At 49.5% G+C, this 24100-nt stretch carries 27 protein-coding genes; 2 read left to right on the forward strand and 25 right to left on the reverse strand.

The window, feature by feature from the left end; genetic code table 11:
* Positions 1–72: 72 nt before the first annotated feature.
* The 9 genes from trmD to smc form a co-directional block, all read right to left on the reverse strand.
* Positions 73–801, reverse strand: coding sequence for a tRNA (guanosine(37)-N1)-methyltransferase TrmD (gene trmD / locus MHI54_RS01080; protein ID WP_095214680.1), 729 nt, complete (start codon positions 799–801; stop codon positions 73–75).
* On the reverse strand, positions 798–1319 hold the full coding sequence (gene rimM, locus MHI54_RS01085) for a ribosome maturation factor RimM (protein WP_340082135.1): 522 nt from the start codon (positions 1317–1319) through the stop codon (positions 798–800). Before rimM ends, trmD begins: the two co-directional genes overlap by 4 nt.
* A 15-nt stretch (positions 1320–1334) precedes the next feature.
* Complete coding sequence (locus MHI54_RS01090; RefSeq protein WP_095214678.1) at positions 1335–1718, reverse strand: YlqD family protein; 384 nt, start codon at positions 1716–1718, stop codon at positions 1335–1337.
* 70 nt (positions 1719–1788) lie between these two features.
* Positions 1789–2019, reverse strand: coding sequence for a KH domain-containing protein (locus MHI54_RS01095; RefSeq protein WP_340082980.1), 231 nt, complete (start codon positions 2017–2019; stop codon positions 1789–1791).
* A gap of 11 nt (positions 2020–2030) precedes the next feature.
* Entirely contained in the window at positions 2031–2303 is a 273-nt protein-coding gene (gene rpsP / locus MHI54_RS01100; protein WP_095214676.1) for a 30S ribosomal protein S16, read from the reverse strand.
* Between the two features lie 79 nt (positions 2304–2382).
* Positions 2383–3726 carry a signal recognition particle protein gene (gene ffh, locus MHI54_RS01105; protein WP_340082136.1) on the reverse strand — a complete coding sequence of 448 codons (1344 nt, stop codon included), beginning with the start codon at positions 3724–3726 and terminating at the stop codon, positions 2383–2385.
* A 12-nt stretch (positions 3727–3738) separates the two neighbouring features.
* Positions 3739–4065, reverse strand: coding sequence for a putative DNA-binding protein (locus MHI54_RS01110; protein ID WP_340082137.1), 327 nt, complete (start codon positions 4063–4065; stop codon positions 3739–3741).
* A gap of 75 nt (positions 4066–4140) precedes the next feature.
* Positions 4141–5151 (reverse strand): signal recognition particle-docking protein FtsY, encoded by a 1011-nt coding sequence (gene ftsY / locus MHI54_RS01115; protein ID WP_095214673.1) that lies wholly within the window; start codon positions 5149–5151, stop codon positions 4141–4143.
* Between the two features lie 15 nt (positions 5152–5166).
* Positions 5167–8733, reverse strand: coding sequence for a chromosome segregation protein SMC (smc, locus tag MHI54_RS01120; protein WP_340082138.1), 3567 nt, complete (start codon positions 8731–8733; stop codon positions 5167–5169).
* 135 nt (positions 8734–8868) lie between these two features.
* Between smc and MHI54_RS01125 the strand changes: the two genes are divergently transcribed.
* Entirely contained in the window at positions 8869–9090 is a 222-nt protein-coding gene (locus MHI54_RS01125) for a DUF1128 domain-containing protein (RefSeq protein WP_095214671.1), read from the forward strand.
* A 37-nt stretch (positions 9091–9127) separates the two neighbouring features.
* Here MHI54_RS01125 and rnc read toward each other — a convergent pair whose 3' ends face one another.
* The 11 genes from rnc to MHI54_RS01180 form a co-directional block, all read right to left on the reverse strand.
* Positions 9128–9811, reverse strand: coding sequence for a ribonuclease III (rnc, locus tag MHI54_RS01130; protein ID WP_095214670.1), 684 nt, complete (start codon positions 9809–9811; stop codon positions 9128–9130).
* A 91-nt stretch (positions 9812–9902) separates the two neighbouring features.
* On the reverse strand, positions 9903–10136 hold the full coding sequence (gene acpP, locus MHI54_RS01135) for an acyl carrier protein (RefSeq protein ID WP_340082139.1): 234 nt from the start codon (positions 10134–10136) through the stop codon (positions 9903–9905).
* 67 nt (positions 10137–10203) lie between these two features.
* Entirely contained in the window at positions 10204–10947 is a 744-nt protein-coding gene (fabG, locus tag MHI54_RS01140) for a 3-oxoacyl-[acyl-carrier-protein] reductase (protein ID WP_095214668.1), read from the reverse strand.
* Positions 10944–11894, reverse strand: coding sequence for an ACP S-malonyltransferase (gene fabD / locus MHI54_RS01145; protein WP_095214667.1), 951 nt, complete (start codon positions 11892–11894; stop codon positions 10944–10946). Before fabD ends, fabG begins: the two co-directional genes overlap by 4 nt.
* Positions 11895–12905: a phosphate acyltransferase PlsX gene (plsX, locus tag MHI54_RS01150; protein ID WP_095214666.1), complete on the reverse strand. Its 1011-nt coding sequence runs from the start codon at positions 12903–12905 to the stop codon at positions 11895–11897.
* Between the two features lie 3 nt (positions 12906–12908).
* Positions 12909–13478 (reverse strand): transcription factor FapR, encoded by a 570-nt coding sequence (gene fapR, locus MHI54_RS01155; RefSeq protein ID WP_095214665.1) that lies wholly within the window; start codon positions 13476–13478, stop codon positions 12909–12911.
* A gap of 74 nt (positions 13479–13552) precedes the next feature.
* Complete coding sequence (gene recG / locus MHI54_RS01160; protein WP_095214816.1) at positions 13553–15589, reverse strand: ATP-dependent DNA helicase RecG; 2037 nt, start codon at positions 15587–15589, stop codon at positions 13553–13555.
* A 5-nt stretch (positions 15590–15594) separates the two neighbouring features.
* Positions 15595–16479, reverse strand: coding sequence for an L-serine ammonia-lyase, iron-sulfur-dependent, subunit alpha (gene sdaAA, locus MHI54_RS01165; RefSeq protein WP_095214664.1), 885 nt, complete (start codon positions 16477–16479; stop codon positions 15595–15597).
* A 16-nt stretch (positions 16480–16495) separates the two neighbouring features.
* Positions 16496–17158 (reverse strand): L-serine ammonia-lyase, iron-sulfur-dependent subunit beta, encoded by a 663-nt coding sequence (gene sdaAB, locus MHI54_RS01170; protein ID WP_095214663.1) that lies wholly within the window; start codon positions 17156–17158, stop codon positions 16496–16498.
* 96 nt (positions 17159–17254) lie between these two features.
* The gene (locus MHI54_RS01175; protein WP_095214662.1) at positions 17255–18901 is read right to left on the reverse strand and encodes a DAK2 domain-containing protein; all 1647 of its coding nucleotides are present in this window, start codon (positions 18899–18901) and stop codon (positions 17255–17257) included.
* A 30-nt stretch (positions 18902–18931) separates the two neighbouring features.
* Positions 18932–19294: an Asp23/Gls24 family envelope stress response protein gene (locus tag MHI54_RS01180; protein ID WP_095214661.1), complete on the reverse strand. Its 363-nt coding sequence runs from the start codon at positions 19292–19294 to the stop codon at positions 18932–18934.
* A gap of 218 nt (positions 19295–19512) precedes the next feature.
* Here MHI54_RS01180 and rpmB point away from each other — a divergent pair, with 218 nt between their 5' ends.
* The gene (gene rpmB / locus MHI54_RS01185; RefSeq protein WP_038560076.1) at positions 19513–19701 is read left to right on the forward strand and encodes a 50S ribosomal protein L28; all 189 of its coding nucleotides are present in this window, start codon (positions 19513–19515) and stop codon (positions 19699–19701) included.
* Between the two features lie 84 nt (positions 19702–19785).
* On the opposite strand, the gene spoVM is transcribed toward rpmB, so the two are convergent.
* Genes spoVM through pknB form a run of 5 tightly spaced genes read right to left on the reverse strand, consistent with a single transcriptional unit; the run spans position 19786 to position 24099 of the window.
* On the reverse strand, positions 19786–19920 hold the full coding sequence (spoVM, locus tag MHI54_RS01190; RefSeq protein WP_340082140.1) for a stage V sporulation protein SpoVM: 135 nt from the start codon (positions 19918–19920) through the stop codon (positions 19786–19788).
* Positions 19913–20557: a thiamine diphosphokinase gene (locus tag MHI54_RS01195; RefSeq protein WP_095214660.1), complete on the reverse strand. Its 645-nt coding sequence runs from the start codon at positions 20555–20557 to the stop codon at positions 19913–19915. The genes spoVM and MHI54_RS01195 overlap by 8 nt, the downstream gene beginning before the upstream one ends.
* Before the next feature lie 3 nt (positions 20558–20560).
* Positions 20561–21214, reverse strand: a complete 654-nt coding sequence (rpe, locus tag MHI54_RS01200) for a ribulose-phosphate 3-epimerase (RefSeq protein WP_095214815.1) — start codon at positions 21212–21214, stop codon at positions 20561–20563.
* Positions 21215–21216: 2 nt separating this feature from the next.
* The gene (rsgA, locus tag MHI54_RS01205) at positions 21217–22101 is read right to left on the reverse strand and encodes a ribosome small subunit-dependent GTPase A (protein WP_095214659.1); all 885 of its coding nucleotides are present in this window, start codon (positions 22099–22101) and stop codon (positions 21217–21219) included.
* Positions 22102–24099, reverse strand: a complete 1998-nt coding sequence (gene pknB, locus MHI54_RS01210; protein WP_095214658.1) for a Stk1 family PASTA domain-containing Ser/Thr kinase — start codon at positions 24097–24099, stop codon at positions 22102–22104.
* Position 24100: the final 1 nt, after the last annotated feature.

Genomic DNA, 24100 nt, shown 5'->3' on the forward strand with positions numbered 1-24100 from the left:
GTAATATGGCACTCACCTTTGTAAGCACAGCATTAAATATATCATATTTGCATCTTGAATTCAAAGCATTATTTAATCTTTTTGCCACTTTTTCACTAATTCCCGCTCTTTATCGGTAAGTTCTGCGTCGACAAGGAGATCGGGTCTTCTCGTAGCTGTCCGGTACAGCGATTGCTCCCGGCGCCAAGCCTCGATTTTGCCATGATCACCCGAAGTGAGGACCTCAGGCACCTGCATGCCTCGGAAATCGGCTGGCCGGGTATAATGGGGGTGCTCCAGGAGACCGGTGGAGAAAGAGTCTTCCGGGGCAGATGAAGCATTGCCCAGTACATCCGGCAGGAGCCGGACGACACTGTCGATCACTGCCATGGCACCGATTTCCCCTCCTGTCAGGACATAGTCCCCGATGGAAATTTCGTCCGTCACGAGATTCTCGCGAATGCGTTCATCATATCCTTCATAATGACCGCAAATGAAAATGAGATGCTCCTCTTTCGCAAGTTCCTCAGCCTTCTTTTGGTTATACGGCTCACCCTGCGGGCACATGAGTATGACACGGGGCTTGGCTGATCCTTCGGTCACATGCTCTATTGCATCGAATATCGGCTGGGGGGCCAAGACCATGCCAGCTCCGCCGCCGTATGGATAATCATCGACTTTTTTATGCTTGTTGGTCGTGAATTCCCGGAAATTCACAAGATTCGGCTGAAAGGCCCCGAGGTCTTGGGCCCGTTTCAGGATGGAGTGCTGCAGCACGCCGTCGAACATCTCCGGAAATAGTGTCAGAATGTCAATTTTCATAGATCCAGCAATCCTTCCATCGGTTCGATCACGATGCGCTTGCCATCGACATCGATTTGCTTGACGACCGGCTCGATATACGGCACCAGCAAATCTTTCTGTTTCGGACGCTGCACAACCCATACATCATTTGCGCCAGGGGACAGGATTTCTTTCACCTTGCCAAGCTCCTCGCCTTCGACTGTCTCCACTGTACAGCCGATGATCTCATGATAATAAAACTCATTTTCTTCCAATTCACCAAGCTGATCCTCGCGCACTTTCAGGATGCCGCCTTTCAATCCTTCCACTTGATTGATGGAGGTATACCCTTGGAAAGTAAGCAAATCGAATGATTTATGCTGTCTATGCGTATTCACAATCAGCTTTTGCGGTTTGCTGTCCTCATCCTGGAACCAGTACAGTTCTTCCCCAGGCGCGAAGCGTTCATCAAAATCGGTGATCCGAACGACCCTGACCTCTCCTGCTATGCCATGGGTATTGACGACTTTTCCTACATTAAACATCTTCATTTCCATTGTATATCACCTTCATTATTCGATCCGGATGACAATGCCATCTTGGATGACGATTTTCTGCGTTGTAAGCTCGTCCCACTTCATGCCTACTTCAACTTCAACAAGAGCTTCAACCTCTTGGATCATGATTTCACTGCCGATCGGCAGCACATCCAGCTGCGTCAGCTGGAAAGCGATCGAAGACGCTTTTTCCTTGCGCTTTTGGATTTCTGCTTGGAAACGTCTGTGTACATCCTGCTTGGATACACCTTGTTTCTTTTCAAGTTTTCGTTTCTCGAACAACAGCTGTTGACACTCTTGGTCAAGTTGATGCGCCGATCTTTGAAGACGTTCCCTTATGGCTGCTTTGCTGGATTCGGTGATTACTTCATCGACGCGCAAGCTTCTGATTATCTTCATCGGTCACCTGGCTTTCTGCTGACAAAGCTTTTTTGACATGGTAAAAAAGGGAAAGGTTTCCCTCTCCCTTTTACAATATGTCCAGATAAATGCGTTTATCGTGATTGTCGGATGCGGCGCGCAGCACTGTACGCAGGGCACGTGCATTGCGGCCGTCCTTACCGATCACCTTGCCAATATCAGATTCATGCACTTGAAGCTGATAGATGACCTTATGCTGTTCTTCCCTTTGGTGCACGACGATCTGCTCGGGAAAATCAACAAGCGGAGCAACCATCGCTTCAATGAGTGCTTTCAGAATCGATCAGCCCTTTACTTCTGGTTTTTTGATTCGTGGAACTTTTTCAAAATACCTTCGTTAGAGAAAAGGTTGCGAACTGTGTCGCTTGGCTTCGCACCTTTAGCCATCCAGTCGAGTGCTTTCGCTTCATCCATTTTAACCTCAGCCGGGTTGACTGTAGGATTATATGTTCCGATTTGCTCGATAATACGTCCGTCACGAGGAGAACGAGAATCAGCAACTACGACACGATAGAAAGGGTTTCTTTTGGAACCCATACGTTTTAGACGAATTTTAACTGCCATGTTGTTGCACCTCCAAAATAATGTTTCTCACAAGATATGATTGTATCAGATTAAATAATCACTGTAAAGGGTTTTTACATTACATAAAAGGAAATTTCATTCCGCGCCCTTTTTTGCCCTTTTGCATGTTCGTCATTTGCTTCATCATTTTCTTCATATCCTCGAATTGTTTCAGCAGACGATTGACTTCGGAAACACTGCGCCCGGAGCCTTTGGCAATCCGTTTCTTGCGGCTGGCATTGATCAAGGACGGCTCCTGCCGCTCCTTGCGCGTCATCGATTGGATGATGGCCTCCACATGCACGAGCTGCTTCTCATCCAGCTGGACGTTCTTCATATTCTTCATTTTGCCTGCGCCCGGGAGCATGCTCAATAAATCATCAAGCGGCCCCATCTTTTTCACCTGGCTCATCTGCTCGAGGAAATCATCGAATGTAAAGCTCATGCTGCGCATTTTCTCTTCCAATTCGCGCGCCTGCTTTTCGTCCACATTTTCCTGGGCTTTCTCGATCAGGGACAGGACATCCCCCATACCAAGGATACGGGACGCCATCCGTTCTGGATGGAAGGCCTCCAGCTGATCTGTCCGCTCGCCCATACCGACGAACTTGATCGGTTTCCCGGTGACAGCCCGGATGGATAAAGCGGCCCCGCCTCGTGTATCACCATCAAGCTTGGTCAAAACAACCCCGGAAATGTCCAGTTGCTCATCGAAGCTTTCGGCTACGTTCACGGCGTCCTGACCTGTCATCGCATCGACGACGAGGAAGATTTCCGCCGGGTTCACATCCGTCTTGATCTGTATCAGTTCATCCATCAGCTTTTCATCTACGTGCAGACGGCCGGCTGTATCGATGATGACATAATCATGATGTTCTTCTTTCGCTTTCTTGATTGCCTCGTTGGCAATATCGACTGGATTCGCATCCGTACCCATGGAGAATACCGGCAGATTCAGCTGTCTGCCAAGTGTCTCCAGCTGATCGATGGCAGCCGGACGGTAGACGTCCGCTGCAACGAGCAATGGGTTCCGGTTATGCTTTTTGCGCAGCAGGTTCGCCAGTTTCCCTGTCGTGGTCGTTTTACCTGCACCCTGCAATCCGACCATCATGATGACAGTCGGCGGCCTATCGGCAACCGCGATCTTGCTCTGCTCGCCGCCCATGAGCTGTGTCAGCTCCTCCTGGACAACCTTGATGACCTGCTGACCAGGTGTAAGGCTCTCCATCACTTCCTGACCGACAGCCCGTTCCTTGATTTTATTGATCAGCTGCTTGACAACCTTGAAGTTGACGTCCGCTTCCAAAAGCGCAAGCCGTACTTCCCGAGTCATTTCTTTTACATCTTGTTCAGTGACTTTACCGCGCCCGCGTATTTTTTGGATCGTGCTCTGCAGTCGGTCGGCTAATCCTTCAAATGCCATGGAATCGACCTCCTAATCTAATTCTTTTATCTTTTGGATGAGATCTTTTGCACCAGACTGGTCATTGGCATCAACTGTTCCTTCCAATTCATCCAGCAGTGCGCTTCTCTCCTTGAAGCGATCATACAGATGCAGCTTTTTCTCGTAGCTTTCGATCATCGCTTCGGTGCGCCTGATATTATCATAGACTGCCTGGCGGGATACATCGAATGATTCGGCAATCTCCCCCAATGACAGATCCTCTAAATAATACATTTCCATATAACTGCGCTGCTTCGGCGTAAGCAGTGCCTGATAAAAATCGAATAAATAATTCATACGAGTCGTTTTCTCCAACATGCGCCGCACCCCTTGTTAAGTGAAATGCCTTTACAAAAATTGTAGCCAAATGAGCGTGCAGCTGTCAAGAAACTGCTACTCTGCCTGCTCCTCATCCTGCATCAAGTCGGCGAACAAGCCGTATACGAAGGCATTCGGATCGAATTCCTGCAAGTCCTCCATCTGTTCACCAAGCCCGACGAACTTGACTGGAATCTGCATCTCATTACGGATGGCCAGGACAATACCACCCTTGGCTGTCCCATCCAGCTTGGACAGCACGATACCGGATACCTTTGCCGTCTCCTGGAATGTCTTCGCCTGTGCGAGTGCATTCTGTCCCGTAGTCGCATCAAGGACAAGCAATACTTCATGCGGCGCACCTGGTACCTCGCGTTCGATGACGCGATGCACTTTGTTCAGCTCATTCATCAGATTCACTTTATTCTGCAATCGGCCGGCAGTATCACAAAGAAGGACATCCGCACCGCGTGCTTGCGCCGCCTTGATGCCATCATAGATGACGGCTGCCGGATCACTTCCGGCATTATGGCGGATCACTTCGACACCTGTACGCTCTCCCCATACTTGCAGCTGTTCGATCGCACCGGCTCTGAATGTATCCCCCGCCGCCATGACGACTTTCTTGCCTTCCTGCTTGAGCTTATATGCCAGCTTACCGATGCTGGTCGTCTTTCCGACACCGTTGACACCGACAAATAAGTAAATCGTAAGGCCATCCTCGTTGACGGTCAGTTTCTGCGGCTGTTCCTCTTCGTCCCCCTGGTAGATTTCCACCAGTTTTTCCGAGATGACGTCCTTCAATTGACTGCTGTCCTTGATATTCCGGCGCTTTGCTTCCATCCGTAGCTCATCGACCAAATCCATCACGGTGTTCACACCGACATCGGAGGCGATCAAGACCTCTTCTAATTCCTCGAAGAAGTCCTCATCCACTTTCCGATAGCGCGCCATCAGATTATTCATCCGGTCGGAGAAGGAGGTACGTGTCTTCTTGAGACCTTCCTTGTATTTTTCGGGTGTTTTTTCTTCTGTTTCATTGTTCGTGTTGGAGAATCTGTTTTTCAATTTCTGAAAAAAGCTCATATTGTTCTTCCTTTCTTATACCTTCACTAATGCCGGTGCATCCTCCAGACGGACAGATACTAGCCTGGAAACTCCAGATTCCTGCATCGTCACACCGTAAAGGACATCTGCCTCCTCCATTGTACCCTTTCTGTGGGTGATGGCAATGAACTGGGTCTTTTCACTGAATTGCTTCATATATTGCGCAAAGCGGCTGACGTTTGCATCATCCAGTGCTGCCTCCACCTCATCCAGGATACAGAATGGCACAGGCCTCACCCGCAGGATGGAGAATAGCAAGGCAATTGCTGTCAAAGCACGTTCCCCGCCTGAAAGCAGCCCCAGATTCTGAAGCTTCTTGCCTGGTGGCTGGGCGATGATATCGACCCCTGTCTCCAGCAGATTGCCAGAATCGGTCAGCTTGAGTTCTGCATGGCCGCCGCCGAAGAGCGAGCGGAATACTTCCGTGAATTCCGTTTTGATCTTCGTGAACACATCCTCGAACAGACGCTTCATCTCTTCATCCATTTCATCGATGACAGCAAGCAGTGTCGCTTTCGCTTGATAAAGGTCGTCCTTCTGTTCGGTAAGGAAGCTGTACCTTTCATTGATTCTGTCAAACTCCTCGATCGCTCCCACATTGACTGTACCAAGTTCTGAAATAGCACGCTTGATGAGTTTCACTTCTGTTTGGGCAGCTTCGATATCTTCCGCCCTCCCGAATGCAGCCAGTGCTTTCTCAAAGGTCAAGGAGTAGCTTTGCTGCAAGTTCATCAGACGATTCTCAAGCTCCACATCCAAACGGTTGGAACGGACCTCCTGATCCTGAACCTGCTGGACCAGGTTCTGATGGAGACGATTCGCTTCCTTGACAGAGAGTTCCTCTTGCTGCACCAGCTCATGACGCTCCTGGCGCTCGGCTTTACGCTCTTCGATCAAGGTTGTCGTTTGCTGCTTATGCAGCTGCTTCACCTTGATCAACTCGATTATCTCTTCCTCCGTCTGGCCATTCCCGGTAACCTCGGCCATTTGCTGCAATAGCTGCTGCTGTTCTTCGTATTTCCGTTTGGTCTCCTCCAGCTGCTTTGTAAGCTCCGCCAGTCTTTGCTGCTGATTCTCCAGCTTCGCAAGACTTTCTGCTGAACGTATCTGAAGGGCTTGCTGCTCTTTTCGTTTGGTCTCTTTCGTCTGCTGCCAAGCCTGATGGGCTTCTGTCAGCTCGCTGATTTCCTGCTGTATATCCTGAAGCTGCCCATCCAAATCGGCAAGCTCGGCCTCGAGCTGCTCAATGCGTTTCTCGACCTCTTCCCGTTCTGCATCATACTGGGCATTATCCTGATCATACATTACAAGATTATCATTGGCATGCATGAACCGGATATTCGTTTCGGTGTATGCAGCTTGAAGCTCCTGCTCTGCTTCCTGCAGCTGCTTCAAGTCCTGACGTGTTTCTTCTGCCGAAGCCTCCAACTGCTGAAGTTCTTCTTTCAGCTGGGCTACTTTCCGTTCGAAGACTTCCGTCCTTGCTTGGAAATCGGACAGTTTTTCCGTAACTTCCTGCATTTCCTTCTCCCTGGTGAACAATGATTGCGTGTTGCGCTTCTGCGCTCCCCCAGTCATCGATCCACCCGGATTCACCACATCTCCAGTCAGCGTAACGACACGATACCTCCTGCCCAAGGCAGCGGCAATCGCATTGGCATGCTGAAGATCTTCTGCGATGACAACATTGCCCAAAAGGAAGTCCACTGCCGGCTTATACACTGCATCGACCCGGATAAGATCTGCCGCAATGCCGACAAACCCTTCCCGATTAGCAGCATTCGCCACTACATTCGCCGGAATCTGCTTCGGCTGAATCGAAGATAGCGGTAAAAATGTCGCCCGGCCATTGGACGTCTGCTTCAGCCAGTTGATTGCCTGACGCGCACTGGCTTCGTTATCGACCACGATATGCTGCGCTTGTCCGCCAAGTGCTGTTTCCATCGCAGTCACATATGCCGAAGGCACATCGATCAATTCGATGACAGCTCCTTCGATGCCCGCGAGCTTTTCTTCCTGGCGTGCCTTGAGCACTGCTTTCACTCCTTGGAAGAAGCCCTGGAACTCTTCCTTCATTTCCTGCAGCATCTCCTGCTTCGAACGGAGCTTCTCGATATGCTGGTATCCAGTATAGAGCCTGCTCTGTGCATCCTGATACTGCTCACGCTTTTTGGCAGCTTCCAAGCGGAGTGAATCCGCCTTTTCCTCAGCCTGCTCCCTATTGGCAGCAGCCTCTGCCAAGCTTGCTGCCAGCTCATCCCGCTTCGCACTGATCTCGTCACGATTCTGAACGACATCCTTGTATTTCGTACGCTGACGATCCTTTTTCGCATCGATCCCTGTAAGCTGCTGCCGGAGTGAATTCGTTTCATTCCGCTTGGCGGCTTGCTCATTCAGCAAATCGATATAATCACTTTTCTTTTCCTCGATCTGTTCACTCAGATCCTCCTGCGTACGGGACAGCTGCTTGTCCAAGGTCCTGAGATCCGACTTGATCGCCTTGTTTTCCGTTTCCAACGCTGCCAGTGCAGCTTGTTCCTGCTCCAGCTGTTTCAATTGCTTTTCGAGCGTATGTCCCAGCTGCTCCGTGTCTCTCTCCAGCTTCTCCTTGTTCTCCGCCAGGTGCTTGGATCGTTCGTTCAGCAGCTGTTTCTTTCCTTCGAGATTCTCCAATTCCTGTGTGACGATGAGCAAGGAAGCCTGCAATTCATCTATGGAAGCATCCAGTGCCTGCAGCTCCGTTTTCTCAGACTCCAGCAGCTGCTCTTTCTCATTGATTGATTGCTTCTGACTTTCCAGCTCCTGCTTATTCTTCCCGAGCTCCTGGAGGACAGCTTGCCATTCCTTATGTAATTGCTCGATTTCGGCAACAAGCAATCCAATTTCGACATCCTTCAGCTGTGCTTTTTTCTCCAGAAAATCTTTTGCGATGGCAGCCTGTTCCCGCAATGGTTCAAGCTGACCTTCAATTTCATACGTAATATCTTCCACCCGGTTCAGGTTTTCCTGTGTTTCGGCTAGTTTATATTCTGCTTTCTTTTTGCGCTGCTTATATTTCAAAACGCCGGCAGCTTCTTCAAAGATCGATCGCCGCTCCTCCGGCTTGGAGTTCAGGATTTCCTCCACCTTCCCCTGACTTATGATGGAAAAGGCTTCCCTGCCCAGTCCGGAACCCATGAACAAATCAATGATATCCTTCAGGCGGCAGCTTTGGTTGTTGATCAAAAATTGGCTTTCCCCAGAACGGAATACCCGTCTGGTCACACTCACTTCCTGATACTCCAGCGGTAACGTCTGGTCAGCATTGTCCAATACGAGTGTCACTTCCGCTACATTCAGTGCTTTTCTCGTATCACTGCCTTGGAAGATGATATCTTCCATCTTGGATCCGCGCAGGCTTTTTGCCGACTGCTCGCCTAATACCCAGCGGATGGCATCGGTAATATTGCTTTTACCGCTCCCGTTCGGACCTACCACTGCTGTTACCCCTGGCACGAAATCCAGGGTCACTTTTTCGGCAAATGATTTGAATCCGACGGTTTCTAATCGTTTCAGGAACATACTCATTCTCCTATATGAAAGCTTTTCGCTTATTTCTGCATTGTGATTGATTTTTTCTTTCGTTTTTAACTTGTTTATTTTATCATAAACTAAAGGTACATAATAGGTATCAATTACGTCAAAGGAGGCTCACCCATGAAGCTCGAACAAGCATCAGAGGAGAACCTGGCCACGCTCATCAACGGCATTGCCGACCGGCTTGTCGTCGTCAACCGCTCCATCATGCAGCCGGAGGATTACCAGCTTGCCAATTACCATGAAATCAAGGAATTATATGATCATATCGAATCAAAAGGACAGCTCACCGTCTCGGAGACAGAGGCATTCATCCAGGAGCTGGCGAATTACCGTAAATAAAAAACGGCGGAGAGCAGCTTTGTTCTCCGCCGTTTTTCTATCCTTGCAGGGCTTCCAATGCAATCCTGGCAGCCTGCTGTTCTGCTTCTTTCTTCGTGCGGCCGACACCTGTACCAGCCAGATCCCCTTGGATCCTCAGCTCCGCCACGAACTCCCGATTGTGGGCAGGGCCCCTTTCATCGATGATCGAATACGTGATCACTTTGTCCTTGTCCTGCTGGATGACCTCCTGCAGCTTGCTCTTGTAATCCATCGCATGTGAAAAAGCACCTTGGCTGATTTTCGGAAAGACGATCTTTTCGAAGAATCCAAGCACCACCTCGAAATCCTGGTCGAGATATAACGCACCGACAAACGCCTCAAAAACATCGGCCAGCAACGCAGGACGAGTTCTGCCGCCGGTGCGCTCTTCCCCTTTGCCGAGAAGCACATAAGCACCAAGATCCATTTCTTTGGCGAACAGGACAAGGGATTCCTCCCTGACGATAGCAGCGCGGAGCTTCGTCATATTCCCTTCCGGCATATCCGGATAATGCTTGTACAAGAATTGGGACACACCAAGCTCCAGTACCGCATCGCCCAGGAATTCCAAGCGCTCGTTATCCGTCTTTTTCAGGTGGCGATGTTCATTCACATAAGATGAATGGGTCAAGGCATTCTGCAACAAAGCTTCATCATGGAAATGTATCCCGAGCTTCTCCTGCAGTGTAGATAAGTTCATTCTGCTGTCCCCACTTTCCAATTGGTGTGATGATGCGGAGAAAGTCCCGCCTGGATTCAAGCGGGACTTTCCTATGCATCATATTTAAATCTTACTGTTTGCTGTTTATGTAGTTTACAGCGTCGCCAACAGTAGCGATTTTTTCCGCATCTTCATCAGAAATTTCCATGTCGAATTGATCTTCCAATTCCATAACCAATTCCACCACATCAAGGGAATCTGCTTCTAGATCTTCTTTGAAAGAAGCCTCTAGTGTTACTTTGGATTCGTCTACATCAAGACGATCAACTACGATTTGTTTTACTTGCTCGAATACATCTGCCATAGGAAATTCACCTCCCTTCAGTATTATAGGACATTTTGTCCCGGAACACTATAGTTTTTTCAATCAGTTACATTACCATACCGCCATCGATATGCAGCGTCTGGCCCGTCATGTAATTACTGTCCTCGGATGCAAGGAAGCGCACGACACGTGCGACATCTTCCGGTTTGCCCGGCTTGCCAAGCGGAATCATGCTTTGCATAGCCTGTTTTTGCTCATCCGTCAGCTCATCCGTCATATCTGTCGTGATGAATCCGGGAGCGACAGCATTCACAAGGATATTCCTTGCGGCTAATTCCTTGGCAGCTGTTTTGGTGAAGCCGATGACACCAGCTTTGGCTGCAACATAATTCGCCTGTCCAGGATTGCCGCTCACACCAACGATGCTGGCTACATTGATGATGCGTCCGGATTTTTGTTTCATCATCTGACGTGTGACTGCTTTGGTACAGAGGAACACGCCCTTGAGATTTGTCTGGATGACCGCATCGAATTCGGATTCTTTCATGCGCATCAGCAGGTTATCACGTGTGATGCCGGCGTTATTCACTAGTATGTCCAAGCTGCCGAAAGCTTCGATGGTCTGCTTGACCATTTCTTTAACGCTTTCTTCTTCTGCTACATTCGCCTGGATCACAATCGATTCCTGCCCGAGAGCGCGGACTTCCTCGGCAACCGCTTCTGCCTTTTCTTTGCTTCCCGAGTAGTTCACCGCTACGTTCACGCCATTACGTGCTAGTTCCAAGGCGATTTCCCTGCCGATTCCCCGGGATGCACCTGTAACAAGTGCCGTTTTGCCTGTAAGCATCATTCTTCCTCCTTGTACCACGCCAAGAATGCTTGCAATGATTCAGGATCTTGCACATTGAAAGTAGTCGTACGGCGGCTGATTTTTTTCACTAATCCGCTGAGCACTTTGCCATTCCCCACTTCCACGATGGCATCCAGCTCATCATTTTGAAGCATGTTGACAATTGTCTCTTCAAAGCGGACCGGAGAGTATAACTGCTGCACGAGCAGCTGTTCGATTTCTTTTTGATCCAATACTTTTTCTGCTGTCACGTTCGCATAAACCGGAATCGATGCATCTGCTTTTTCCACATCTGCCAATACAGATGCGAATTCCTCTGCAGCTTGTTTCATCAATCTGGAATGGAATGGACCGCTCACATTCAGCGGAAGCACACGTTTTGCCCCTGCTTCTTTCAAAAGCGGTTCGGCAAGCTCGATTCCTTTTTTCGTACCGGAAATGACAACCTGGCCAGGACAGTTGATATTGGCAGCATCGACGATTTCGCCATGCTCCTTGTCAACCGTCTCAAGAGCAGCCCTGATATCTTCCAAACTTAATCCCAGCACTGCAGCCATGGAGCCTTGTCCTGCAGGATATGCTTTTTCCATCAGCTGTCCGCGTTTGTTGACGAGCACAGCCGCATCCTCGGCGCGAAATACGCCCGCTGCAACAAGTGCACTGTATTCACCCAAGCTATGTCCAGCCGCAACGACAGGTCGAACGCCCTCGTTTTGCAGTACTTGATAGATGGCAGCGCTTGTCAGGAGCAATGCCGGCTGGGCATTTTCCGTCTTTGTCAGCTCTTCGGCCGGTCCGTCGAACATCAGCGGTGTAATCGGCTGGGGCAATAGTTCATCCGCAGCCTGGAATAGACTTTTCACTTCTTCATATGCATGATACATTTCCTGTCCCATACCCACTGCTTGTGAGCCTTGGCCGGGAAATACAAAAGCTACTCGTTTCACTTATGCTTCCTCCTCATCTTTCTTGATGCCTTGTATGGTCTCTTCAATGATTTTTGTAACATTCTTTTCAGCCATTTGCTTTGTTTGCTGGATGGCAACCTGGATGGCACGCGCATTGGAGGAGCCGTGCGCTTTTACAACAGGTGCAGCTAGCCCGAACAAAGCCGCCCCGCCATATTCGGAATACTCCGTGCTGGCTTTGAGTTCCTTCAGCTCGGGTTTCATCATTCCGGCAGCAAGTTTTGTCTTCATATTCTTCAGGAAGGCTTTCTTGATCATCGAGAAGAACATCATTGCTGTACCTTCCGTCGTTTTCAGGGCGATATTGCCGCTGAAACCATCTGTAACCACCACATCATAATCTCCGGAAAGGAAGTCCCGTCCTTCGACATTGCCGACGAAATTGATCGGTGCTTTGCTGAGAAGCTCGAATGCCTTTTTCGTCAGGTCATTGCCCTTGCCGTCCTCCGTACCGACATTGAGCAATCCCACCCGCGGATTTTCTATTCCCCGGACCTTCTCTGCATAGATGGAGCCCATTACGCCGTATTGTAATAGATGATTCGCTTTTGCGTCAATATTGGCACCGACGTCGAGTAAAACAAAGCCTTTACCATCCACTGTCGGTAGTGTCGGTGACAACGCTGGACGTTCAATGCCTTTGATACGGCCTACGATCATCAGCCCCGCCGTCATCAGCGCACCTGTATTCCCTGCCGAAATGCAAGCATCCGCACGTCCTTCTTTCACTTCCTGTGCGGTCAATACAAGTGATGACTGCTTTTTGCGGCGGATGGCCCGTACAGGCTCGTCATCAGCTGTTATGAACTCCTCGGTATGTATGATCCGGATATTCGCCGGACGGACCTCGCCGAGATGCGGTTCGATCTTATTTTGATCCCCAACAAGTGTCAGCTCCAAAGAAGCATCTTTTGTTGCAGCAAGCACGGCACCTTTGACTATTTCTTCCGGTGCGTGGTCGCCCCCCATTGCATCGATTGCGATTCGCATAACTTATTTCCCTTCTTTGACGCTTGAGCGGAACATCTCAAACGTACCTTTGAATACTTGTTCTTGATCCACAGCACTATCCACCTGGATGACCGTCCGCTTCCTGTCCTGCCGGATCACCTTTGCTTTTGCCACTACCCTCTCATGGAGTTTCACTTGTCTGGTGAAGGTGATCTCGGAATGGAAAGTGAGTGCTAACGGATCATCGATCAGCGCGACAGCCAGGGAATTGGCCTGCGCAAACAGATGATGCCCCCTGGCAATCTGGTTCCGCGTGAAAACATGCTCTGGTTTGATATCCAATATGCTGATTGCCCGTTCATCCAGTTCCAAATCTATGATTTCCCCGATTACTTCATCGATATTGATGGATTTCACGGTTTCATTCCATTGGGAATTGGCAACGTGCTTGATTCGCTCCCTTAATTCCGGAATCGTCAGTTCCATCCTGTCCAGCCGGATCGTCTGGATGCTGACGCCGAATTTCTTAGCCAATTCCTCGTCTGTGATGAACGGTGTTTTTTCAATCGTTTCCCGGAGTAAGTCCTGTCTTTCTTTTTTGCTTCTTCTCATATCTCCACCGCCAAAATTAAGACTAGGTACTAAAAGTAATATATAATAGCAGCCCAGAATTTGCAACCGCCGTTTTAGTCCAATACGTTCCCATTCAGGGAAAACTCTGCGTCCAGGGCTTGTAATAGATTGCGATAAGACGGATCATTTTCCAGTCTGTTCTCCGCAATGATCTCTTCTGCATCTTTGCGTGCCGTTTCCAATGCACGATAGTCATGAACCATATCGCCTACTTTGAATTCCGGTATACCGCTCTGTTTTTTACCGAAGAAATCGCCAGGTCCTCGAAGCTGCAGATCTTGTTCGGAAAGCTCGAACCCATTATTTGTTTCTGTCATGATGCGCATCCGCTCTTTGCCGATTTCCCCTTTCGGTTCGGCTATCAGGATGCAATAGCTTTGGGCATCTCCCCGGCCCACACGACCGCGAAGCTGATGCAGCTGGGATAAGCCGAAGCGCTCCGCATCATAGATGATCATCAAGGTGGCATTTGGCACGTTGACCCCTACTTCGACTACCGTGGTCGAAACCAGCACTTGCGTCTCATTGGCCGCGAATTCCTTCATCACTTCTTCTTTTTCATCGGCCGGCAGACGCCCGTGCATGAGTCCGACACGGATATCAGGCTCAAACACCGCCGAGAGCATCTGATGCAAATCGACTGCATTCTGGATGTCCAGCTTGTCCGATTCTTCGATGAGCGGGCTGATCACATATGCCTGATGACCTGCTGCAACCTCCTTCCTGATGAAATCCAGCACCCTGTCAATCGTATTTTCCTTCACCCAATAGGTTTCTATTTCTTTACGGCCGGCCGGCATTTCATCGATGGCCGAAACGTCCATGTCGCCGAAAGCAGTGATTGCAAGGGTTCGCGGTATCGGAGTGGCTGTCATGAACAGCACATCAGGATGCAGACCTTTATCACGAAGCGTCCGTCTCTGGGCAACCCCGAAACGATGCTGCTCATCTACGATAGCGAGAGCAAGGTCACGGAAATGGACTTCCTCCTGGATCAGTGCATGAGTCCCCACCAAAATATCCACTTCCCCATTGGCAATTTGTTCAAGGACAGCTTTGCGGCGTTTCCCTTTGACGCTCCCGGTCAAAAGTGCCACTGTAGCAAAACCATCGAGCATGCCTGCAAGGGATTCGGCATGCTGTTCAGCCAGGATTTCAGTCGGCACCATGATCGCCCCCTGTTTCCCCGCTGTCACTGCCGCATACAGCGCAACCGCTGCAACCGCTGTTTTACCCGAGCCAACGTCCCCTTGCAGCAGACGATTCATTCGATATGGTGATTTCAGATCACGCATGATTTCCTTCAATACACGCTGCTGCGCGTTGGTCAGCGTAAAAGGCAATGTGGCAACGAATGCTTGCACCCTCTCATTGTCAAAGTCCAAGCTTCCCCCGGCAGAAGCTTCCCGTTTCCGTTTTCGGATGAATTGCATCTTCAGCTGGAAAAGAAGGAATTCTTCATATGTGAAGCGCCTCCTCGCATGGGCCAATGCCCTTCTGTCAGGTGGGAAATGCATATGCTGCAGCGCTGTTTTGCGATCAGGCATTTTGTATGCTGTCAAATAGGATGAAGGAAGGATTTCTTCGATTTCTTCGTCATATTGTTCCAGTGCCTGTTTCACACTTTTTTGCAGCTGTCTAACCGTCACCGACCCCTTCACTCCATAAACAGGCTGGACAGGCGTCAGTTCATCCGCTCCGCCGACCTTGAAGTTGCTGACCGTGATCTGCAGGCGGTGCTGATCCCATTTTCCCGTCATCGTCACTTTCCGGCCCGGCAGCAGCTGTTTCTGGGCAAATGCACGATTGAACATGATCGCCTTCACCGCAACATTTTCAACCAAAAGCGTCACAGTCAATTTGTTTTTCTTCCGTCCATAGTATTGCACATGGGCCGGGGAGGCGATTTCACCTTCAATCGTCACTTTATCGTCATGAATCAGTTCTGCGAGCGGCTGTACATCGAAAATGTCATAGCGATATGGCAGATGAAAAAGGAGATCTTCGACTGTGAAGATCCCCATATTCGCCAATCCTTCCGCAAGCTTCGCACCGATCCCCTTGACCTGATCAACCGGTTGCTTCAACACATTCCTCACTCTTTCCCTTTCTTAATTCCATTGATCATAGCCGCCAGTCTCCGTCCAGTCGGCGTGTCTGCCAGACCGCCTTCTGCTGTTTCGCGAAGCGCCGATGGCATAGACTGACCGATCCGATACATGGCTCCGATCACCTCATCACATGGAATCCTGCTCGTGATGCCTGCCAGAGCCATGTCAGCTGATACGATGGCATTGGAAGCGCCAGCTGCATTCCGTTTCACACATGGAACTTCCACCAAGCCAGCCACCGGATCACAAACAAGCCCCAGCATGTTCTTCAGCGTTATCGCGAATGCCTCCGCGCTTTGCTCCGGTGTGCCTCCTGCCATTTCCACAACGGCTGCGCTGGCCATGGCAGCAGCAGACCCAACCTCAGCCTGACAGCCTCCTGCAGCACCGCTGATGGAGGCATTGTTCGCCACAACGAATCCGAATGCCCCGGCGGTAAACAGAAAACGAACCATTTGTTCGCGTGTGGGATTCAATCTTTCCTTCACTGCGAACAATGCTCCAGGCACGCATCCGGCGCTGCCTGCAGTCGGTGTTGCACAGATCATCCCCATTGCTGCATTCACTTCATTCGTCGCGACAGCTTTACTCACCGCATCCAATAACAGATGACCGGAAAGCGTATTGCCTTTTGCCATGTATTGCTGCAGCAAAACGGCATCATTCCCAGTCAATCCAGAATGGGAGGTCACTCCCTTCAGTCCTCGCTCCACCGCTTCTTCCATTATCTTCAGATTGCGTTCCATCTGTCCCATGACGTCCTCGCGGGAACGCTGATGGATATCCATCTCCTGCCGTATCATGACCTCCGATATCGATATGCTGTCCGCATTTGCTTGTTCAAGCAATTCCGCTACATTGCGAAACATATGTCACTCCTCCTGTTCAATTGATCAATCGCGATACACGATTGATATGAGACGCTTTCTCCAGAATGTGCATGACATCATCCTCCACATTCTGATCCGTCTCGATCACCATAAGCGCATCCTTCCCGACATCCTTCCGGGAAACCTCCATATGCGCAATATTGATTTCGTGCTGTGCCAATATTTGTGTCACAGAAGCTATTGCACCAAAGCGATCATTGTGCATGATCAAAATAGCCGGTTTATTTCCTGACATACGCAGTTCAAATCCGTTAAGCTCCGTGATTTCCACTTTTCCGCCGCCGATGGAAACACCGACCAGCTCCATGCTGCCATCGTCTGTACCCAGCTTCACCCTTGCCGTGTTTGGATGTTCAGTGGCAGCTGTATCTTCAATGAATTCTATTTTCATATTTCGTTTGTCAGCTGTTTCCAGTGCGAACCTGATCCGGTCATCATCGGTGTCATAACCAAGCAAACCGCCGACAATCGCCAAATCAGTACCATGCCCGCGATACGTCTTTGCAAATGAACCGTATAAATGAATCGTCGCCCAAGTCGGCTCTTTCCCGTAAATCAATCTTGCGGCACGCCCGATACGGGCAGCGCCGGCAGTATGGGAACTGGATGGACCGACCATGACCGGTCCGATGATATCGAATACGGATTGATATTTCATAGGCTCACTCCTCCTGTGTCTATTTTATCATGCATCACACATATGTTCCTACTGCAACCAATGAAAAAAGCTCCTGTCAAGGAGCTTTCCCCACTCTTATTCAACTGCGACCAAGTACGTGTATACAGGCTGATTGCCTTCATGGATTTCCAGCTCCGCCTCCGGGAATTCCTCTTCGACGAAATCCTCCAGGCGGTCATCCGTTCCGGCCGCATCTTCCCCGCGGATAACCGTAATCAATTCATCTTCGTCAGTGACCATCTGCCCAAGCAAGAGCTCAAGGGCTTCGTCCGCAGAAGAAGCAGCGGAAATGATCTTACCTTCCAAAATAGCAATGAATTGTCCTTCCTTGATTGCGACACCTTCGATTGTCGTATCACGAACAGCATGTGTCACTTGTCCGGATTTCACTTGCGAAATTGCTTCTATCATAGCTTCGGCATTGTTGTCTGCCTCTTGGGAAGCATCAAAGGCAAGCAAAGAACGCATACCTTGAGGAATCGTCTTCGTCGGGACAACAAATGCTTGCACTTCCGCCATTTTAGCTGCCTGCTCCGCTGCCATTATGATGTTCTTGTTATTGGGCAATATATAGACAGAATCAGCATTCGCTGCTTTGATGGCATCGGCAATATCCTGTGTGCTCGGGTTCATCGTCTGTCCGCCTGAAATGACGATATTCGCCCCAAGGCTTTCAAACAACGCCTTCACGCCATCCCCCATCGCAACGGTGACAATGCCATGGCGGTTGCGTTCCTGCTTTTCTTTTTTACCGACGATCGCTGCATGCTGTTCCCGCATATTCTCGATCTTCATATTGATCAAGCTGCCGAACTTCTGGCTGTATGTCATGACTTCCCCTGGATATTCCGTATGGATATGCACCTTCACGACATCCTCATCAGCCACGACCAGCAAGGAATCACCTCTACCGTTCAATTCCTCCCGGTAAGCCTGTTCATCGAATGGATTCTCCTTCAGCTTGTCCGCTTCGAATTTGACCATGAATTCCGTGCAATAGCCATATGTGATATCGGCTGTATCCAAAAAGTCCTGCGCTTGCTTGTGATGCTCTGCACTCACAAGATTCTCCATCTTGCCATGCTGCACCTCAGCCGGAAGTTCTTCACCCGTCAAAGCAGCAAGGAAACCTTCATAAACCGTGACCAGTCCTTGACCCCCGCTATCCACAACACCGACTTCCTTGAGAACAGGAAGCAAATCGGGTGTACGGCTCAGGCTTTGCTTTGCAGCTTCCACCACAAATCTGAACAGCTCGACCGGATCGGCTTCCGCCCTTGATTTTTCAACAGCTGCCGCCGCTGCATCCTTCGCTACTGTCAGGATCGTCCCTTCGACAGGTTTCATGACTGCTTTATATGCAGTTTTAACACCAGCATCCAATGCATGGGCAAACTTGCCTGCAGTCAGGTCCTTATTTCCTTCCAGCGCTTTTGCAAAACCTCGGAAAAGCTGTGAGAGAATGACACCCGAATTCCCCCTTGCTCCCATCAGCAACCCTTTGGCAAAGGCCGAAGCGATCACACCGACTTCCTCACTGTCCGTTTCCTGGACAGCCTTCGCCCCCGATGTAATCGTCAAGTTCATGTTTGTACCTGTATCGCCATCCGGTACGGGAAATACATTCAATGCATCAATCGTCTTGGCGTTATCAGCCAGATGCTGTGCACCGGTCAGCAGCATTCCCGCAAATGTCTTCCCATCCACATTTCCAACACTCAAACTGTTTCCTCCTTAAATCTGCCGGCTATTCTAGTCTGCAGAAACACTGACGCCTTGAATATAAATGTTCACAGAGCTCGTCAGCACGCCCAATGCCCGATCCAATGTATATTTCACTTGGGATTGCACATTATGTGCGACCTCGGATATTTTGGTTCCATAACTTACAATGATGTGCAAGTCGATCTGGACTTTGTTGTCCGCCTGGGTCACGACTATTCCTTTTGAATAGTTCTCCCTGCGGAGTATTTCTGCTATGCCGTCACGTAATTGATGTCTGGAAGCCATACCGACGATGCCATAGCATTTTACCGCGGCACTTCCAGCCAATGTTGCGATTACATCCGTTGCAATCGTGATTCTTCCATCCTCTGTAGTCAGATGAAGGCTCATGCGGCTCCTCCTAACGCTTCTCAAATATATTCCTACTATACTATATGGAAGCTTCATTTGAAAGCGGATTAAAAATAGCCCTTTCTACAATGCCAGCTAAACATCATACTGTCAAGTAAATTTTCTTGATATATTTTTGTTAGATTATTGCATTACATGCCGAGTTGTGATAAATTTGTTTAGTGTTACAAACTACTCGTCATATTAGGAGGGATAACATGGGACGCAAATGTGTAATCACAGGACGCACTACTCGTTCTGGTAATGCTCGTTCTCATGCCATGAACGCTAATAAACGTACTTGGAAAGCAAACGTTCAAAAAGTTCGCATCCTTGTTGATGGTAAACCCAAAAAAGTTTACGTATCAGCTCGTGCGCTTAAAAAAGGTAACATCGAACGCGTATAAATAGCATTTCTAAAATACTTTTATGGTAGCATTCGCATGCGACAAAAAAAGCACCCTTTTTCGAAAGGAGTGCTTTTTTTCGTGCTAATCTTTTTTAAACGTTCCGATAATGACGCGGACAAAGCCACCGATGAACCTCGGGAGTTTAAAGGTATAGAATTTCATAAGTTCCCCTTCCTCCTTTTTCCTGAGCAGCCTAACGCTGTAGCTTTTAAACATCCTTGCTCTTTATCATTATTACTATGCCTGAGGTGAATGAATAAGTACCAGTTTGTGCAACAAGCTCATTGGAGATGGACAGTGTCCCGCCCCAATGGATCGAAGCATCTGTTAAAGGATATTTAAAGCCGGTCAAGGTTAGACCATCAACTTGCTCGGAGAAGGAAAGAAATGATACATAACGGTATGCATCATCTTGTTTTGTTTGGTATGTACCTGGCCGATGCATGCGGATCATGTTCTGCCTGTCGATGATGACAGCCTCATCGAATGCATCAAGCAGCCTGTACAGCATCTGGATGTTGATGAGCTCATGATCAAGCCTTCCGCCAGTCACTCCATAGACCGTCACTTCACTTGCACCGAGTTCTTGCGCGTGACGGATTGCCAGTTCGAAATCCGTTTCATCTTTTTCCGGAGGATACACAAGGACTTGATCGGCATATTGCCGGATCATCGCCAGGTCCTCCTCCGACACCGAATCGAAATCCCCTACAGCCAGTTTCATCCGGATGCCGGCAGATGCCAGCGCTTTTGCACCAGCATCCGCCCCTATCCAGATATGATGCTGTTCAGCGTGTAAATCCGGCAGGCTGCCCGCTCCGCCGACCAGCCCGATACTCCGCTTTGCTCCCATCTGTCATTCAGCCGCTTCCCGGATTGCTGCAATTGCCGCAGCCCGGTCTTCCTTGCCATAAACCGCACTGCCGGCAACAAGTACATCCGCACCAGCATCCGTACATAGTTTAGCCGTTTCAGTGTTCACACCGCCATCGATTTCGATTTCGAAATCGAGTTCAAGTGCAGCACGAAGCCTTGCTAATTCTTCCACCTTCTTCAATACGGAAGGGATGAAGCTTTGGCCGCCAAAACCTGGATTGACCGTCATCAAAAGCACCATATCTACCTCAGGCAACATTTCTTCTATCAAACCGACAGGCGTTGCCGGGTTCAACACGACCCCCGCCTTGACTCCCTGTTCCTTGATCATCATGATCGTCCGGTGCAGGTGGATGCAAGCTTCCTGATGGACAGTGATGATATCGGCACCGGCCTTGGCGAAAACTTCGATATATTGCTCGGGCTTCTCTATCATCAGATGAACATCCAGCGGAAGATCAGTCACAGGACGAATCGCCTCCACGATAAGCGGCCCGATCGTAATATTCGGAACAAAATGGCCGTCCATCACATCGACATGGATGTAATCGGCTCCGCCTTTTTCCACGTCACGGATTTCCATAGCCAAATTGGCAAAGTCAGCTGAAAGAATGGATGGTGCGATTTTTGTCATCATTAATACCTCGGCTTTCTCGATTTGATTTCCTCAAGGAACTGCAGGTAATGCATATAGCGGTACTCTGGAATCTCCCCTGCGCCGACCGCTTGCTTCACTGCGCATTTAGGTTCCTTGTGATGCATACAGCCCCTGAATTTACAGCTATCTTCCCGCTCCCTGAATTCCGGGAAGCATGACGGCAGTTCTTCGGCTTCCAATTCAGTGAACTCCAGTGAACTGAATCCTGGTGTATCTGCGACAAGGCCGCCTCCAATCGGTATAAGCTCCACATGCCTTGTCGTATGGCGGCCGCGTCCAAGACTTTCGGATATTTCTTTTGTTTCCAGCTCCAGCCGCGGATCGATCGCGTTGAGCATCGATGATTTACCGACCCCAGACTGTCCCGCAATCACCGAGATTTTGTCTTTCATATGCAGCTTCACTCGATCCAAGTTTGTCTCTTCCTTGGAGGACAGCATCTCGACCGGGTATCCGATCTGTTGATAATCGTCCTTGAACGCTTCTATCTCGGCCATCCCATCGGCAGACAGCATGTCCATTTTCGTAATGAAAATGACTGGCTCGATATGCTTCGATTCCACTAAAACAAGGAATCGATCGAGTAATGCCGTACTGAAATCCGGCTGTGCCGCCGATGTTACGATGATGGCCTGATCGATATTTGCGATCGGCGGCCTGACGAGCTCGTTTTTCCGCGGAAGGACGTCCAGCACATAGCCCTCCTGCTTTGTTTCCGCTTCGAATTCCACTTCATCACCGACAAGCGGCGTTATTTTTTGTTTGCGAAATACACCTCTGCCACGACATTGATAGGTCTCTCCCTCATCCGTGAGAACATAATAAAACCCGCTCAATGCTTTCATAATCTTACCTGATGGCATTTATTCACCTTCCCTGTCTTCATACGGAACCGTTTTTTCCAAGAATACTTCATCATCCCGCAGTACGCGGTATTCGGCTTCACCGCCTGCCGGTATGCTCAGTGTCAGTGTAATCTCCTCATCCTCCGTGATCGCCCGTTCATCATAAAGCTCCGTGACATCATGATCGGCATCGCCGACATAAATCTGAACAATCTGAGGGACCGAATCCTCCTGTCCCTCATCCGTCTGTTCCTCATCCCCCATCCCTGCATCTTCAGGCTGATAAGGGACAGTGAATGTCACTGTGTGCGTGGCAGGAGGCAGATTCTCCGGACCGGTCGAGACATACAGATCGACACTGCCATTTTCTTCAATCGATTGCCCCGCTCCCGGATCGTGACGGATCACGACACCTTCATCGACTTCGTCCGATGGCTGTTCGATGAAATTGCCATCAAGATCATTCTTATCCAGATAGGATTGGGCCTCTTCCTCCGTCATCCCGGTCAGATCCGTCAATGTCACTGCCTCTGGTCCCTTGCTCACTTCAAAAATGACCGTCGTGTCCTCCGGAACCACTTTGGATCCTGCCTGAGGCTGGATCTGGGAGATGATTGTCCCTACCGGTTCATCCGAGAACTCTTCATATGAGCGTACATTTTTATAGCCCTTATCATTCAACAGTTTTTCCACCTGGGAGAATGATTTGCCCTCGTAATCATCGAACTCTTCTTTTTCCTTGCCGATGCTTGTGTAGACCGTGACACTGGTTCCTTCCTTGATTTTACTGCCGGCTGAAGGATCCGTTTTGACGACATTTCCTTCTTCCACTGTATCCGATGCCGTTGCTTCACGTTTCACATGCAGATCCCGTTCGGACAGCTTATCAACCGCATCCGCATAAGAATCCCCAGTCACATCGATCATCGTGACTTCCTTCGGGGCCGTCGCCAGTACCAAGCCTACACCGGTACCAGCAAGCACTAAAATAATGACAGCTATCCACAAAAGGACCTTCCAGCGCTTTTTCTTCTTTTTCGGCTTCTCCGCTTGCCCCGGCGGATTCGTATGACCGTTATGTACGATCGTGTCGGCCAATGACGCCTTGTTAAGGTCCTTCTCCGAAATGATCGGAATGGCTTTGGTCGTTTCCCCATCGTCCTTAGGCGGCGTGAACCGCGGTTCATCCGCTCTTGCCGGATCAAGGCATGTTTCCAGATCGGCTTCCATATCATAGGTGCTCGTATAACGATAAAAAGGATCTTTCGTGGTGGCCTTCAGCACGATATTCTCCACGCTTTGGGGAATATCCCCCGTCCAGCGTCTGACGGATGGCGTTTCCGTCTGCAAATGCTTCAAAGCAATGCTCACCGCTGATTCCCCGGAAAAAGGCAGACGGCCGGTAAGCAGCTCAAACATGACGATACCAAGGGAATACACATCCGACTTCTTTGTTGCGATGCCTCCCCTTGCCTGTTCAGGGGAAAGATAGTGGACAGAACCCAGCATGGCATTCGTCTGAGTCAAAGACGTCGCACTCAAGGCTGTGGCAATTCCAAAGTCAGTCACCTTCACCTTGCCATAATCATCGATCAGGATATTCTGCGGCTTGATATCGCGATGGACGATTCCATTGGCGTGGGCATGGGAAATAGCAGAGGTGACCTGTTTCATGATATCTACAGTGTCAGGCACCACGACGGAACCATGGGTGTGTATGTATTGCTTCAATGTCATTCCGCTGACGTATTCCATGACCATGTAGTAAATGCCATCTTCATCGCCGACGTCATATATCGTGACGATATTCGGATGTGAAAGACTGGTAGCCGCATGGGCTTCCCGGTGGAATCTGGCGATGAATTCATCATCGTTGGCATATTCCAATTTCAGGACTTTGACGGCAACTTCACGATCGAGAATGATATCCTGGGCCAAATAGACATTTGCCATACCGCCTCCGCCGATCAGACGGTGTATTTCGTACCGTTCATTCAGCGTACGTCCTTCGAGCATG

Origin of the sequence: Terribacillus sp. FSL K6-0262, from assembly GCF_037977385.1 — a bacterium.
In the GTDB taxonomy this organism is placed as follows: Bacteria; Bacillota; Bacilli; order Bacillales; family Amphibacillaceae; genus Terribacillus.

Bases quoted from the DNA above. Each gene is read 5' to 3' on its own strand.
- MHI54_RS01125 (WP_095214671.1), top strand. From the start codon at position 8,869: ATGAAGCTCGAACAAGCATCAGAGGAGAACCTGGCCACGCTCATCAAC.
- rpsP (WP_095214676.1), bottom strand. From the start codon at position 2,303: ATGGCAGTTAAAATTCGTCTAAAACGTATGGGTTCCAAAAGAAACCCT.
- pknB (WP_095214658.1), bottom strand. From the start codon at position 24,099: ATGCTCGAAGGACGTACGCTGAATGAACGGTACGAAATACACCGTCTG.
- fabG (WP_095214668.1), bottom strand. From the start codon at position 10,947: ATGATGCTTACAGGCAAAACGGCACTTGTTACAGGTGCATCCCGGGGA.
- rsgA (WP_095214659.1), bottom strand. From the start codon at position 22,101: ATGCCATCAGGTAAGATTATGAAAGCATTGAGCGGGTTTTATTATGTT.
- MHI54_RS01090 (WP_095214678.1), bottom strand. From the start codon at position 1,718: ATGAAGATAATCAGAAGCTTGCGCGTCGATGAAGTAATCACCGAATCC.
- acpP (WP_340082139.1), bottom strand. From the start codon at position 10,136: ATGGCAGATGTATTCGAGCAAGTAAAACAAATCGTAGTTGATCGTCTT.
- rnc (WP_095214670.1), bottom strand. From the start codon at position 9,811: ATGAACTTATCTACACTGCAGGAGAAGCTCGGGATACATTTCCATGAT.
- ffh (WP_340082136.1), bottom strand. From the start codon at position 3,726: ATGGCATTTGAAGGATTAGCCGACCGACTGCAGAGCACGATCCAAAAA.
- rimM (WP_340082135.1), bottom strand. From the start codon at position 1,319: ATGGAAATGAAGATGTTTAATGTAGGAAAAGTCGTCAATACCCATGGC.
- spoVM (WP_340082140.1), bottom strand. From the start codon at position 19,920: ATGTTTAAAAGCTACAGCGTTAGGCTGCTCAGGAAAAAGGAGGAAGGG.
- MHI54_RS01110 (WP_340082137.1), bottom strand. From the start codon at position 4,065: ATGTTGGAGAAAACGACTCGTATGAATTATTTATTCGATTTTTATCAG.
- smc (WP_340082138.1), bottom strand. From the start codon at position 8,733: ATGTTCCTGAAACGATTAGAAACCGTCGGATTCAAATCATTTGCCGAA.
- sdaAA (WP_095214664.1), bottom strand. From the start codon at position 16,479: ATGTTTCGCAATGTAGCGGAATTGCTTGAACAAGCAAATGCGGACAGC.
- trmD (WP_095214680.1), bottom strand. From the start codon at position 801: ATGAAAATTGACATTCTGACACTATTTCCGGAGATGTTCGACGGCGTG.
- MHI54_RS01195 (WP_095214660.1), bottom strand. From the start codon at position 20,557: ATGGGAGCAAAGCGGAGTATCGGGCTGGTCGGCGGAGCGGGCAGCCTG.
- rpe (WP_095214815.1), bottom strand. From the start codon at position 21,214: ATGACAAAAATCGCACCATCCATTCTTTCAGCTGACTTTGCCAATTTG.
- ftsY (WP_095214673.1), bottom strand. From the start codon at position 5,151: ATGAGCTTTTTTCAGAAATTGAAAAACAGATTCTCCAACACGAACAAT.
- sdaAB (WP_095214663.1), bottom strand. From the start codon at position 17,158: ATGAAATATCAATCCGTATTCGATATCATCGGACCGGTCATGGTCGGT.
- rpmB (WP_038560076.1), top strand. From the start codon at position 19,513: ATGGGACGCAAATGTGTAATCACAGGACGCACTACTCGTTCTGGTAAT.
- plsX (WP_095214666.1), bottom strand. From the start codon at position 12,905: ATGCGAATCGCAATCGATGCAATGGGGGGCGACCACGCACCGGAAGAA.
- MHI54_RS01180 (WP_095214661.1), bottom strand. From the start codon at position 19,294: ATGAGCCTTCATCTGACTACAGAGGATGGAAGAATCACGATTGCAACG.
- fapR (WP_095214665.1), bottom strand. From the start codon at position 13,478: ATGAGAAGAAGCAAAAAAGAAAGACAGGACTTACTCCGGGAAACGATT.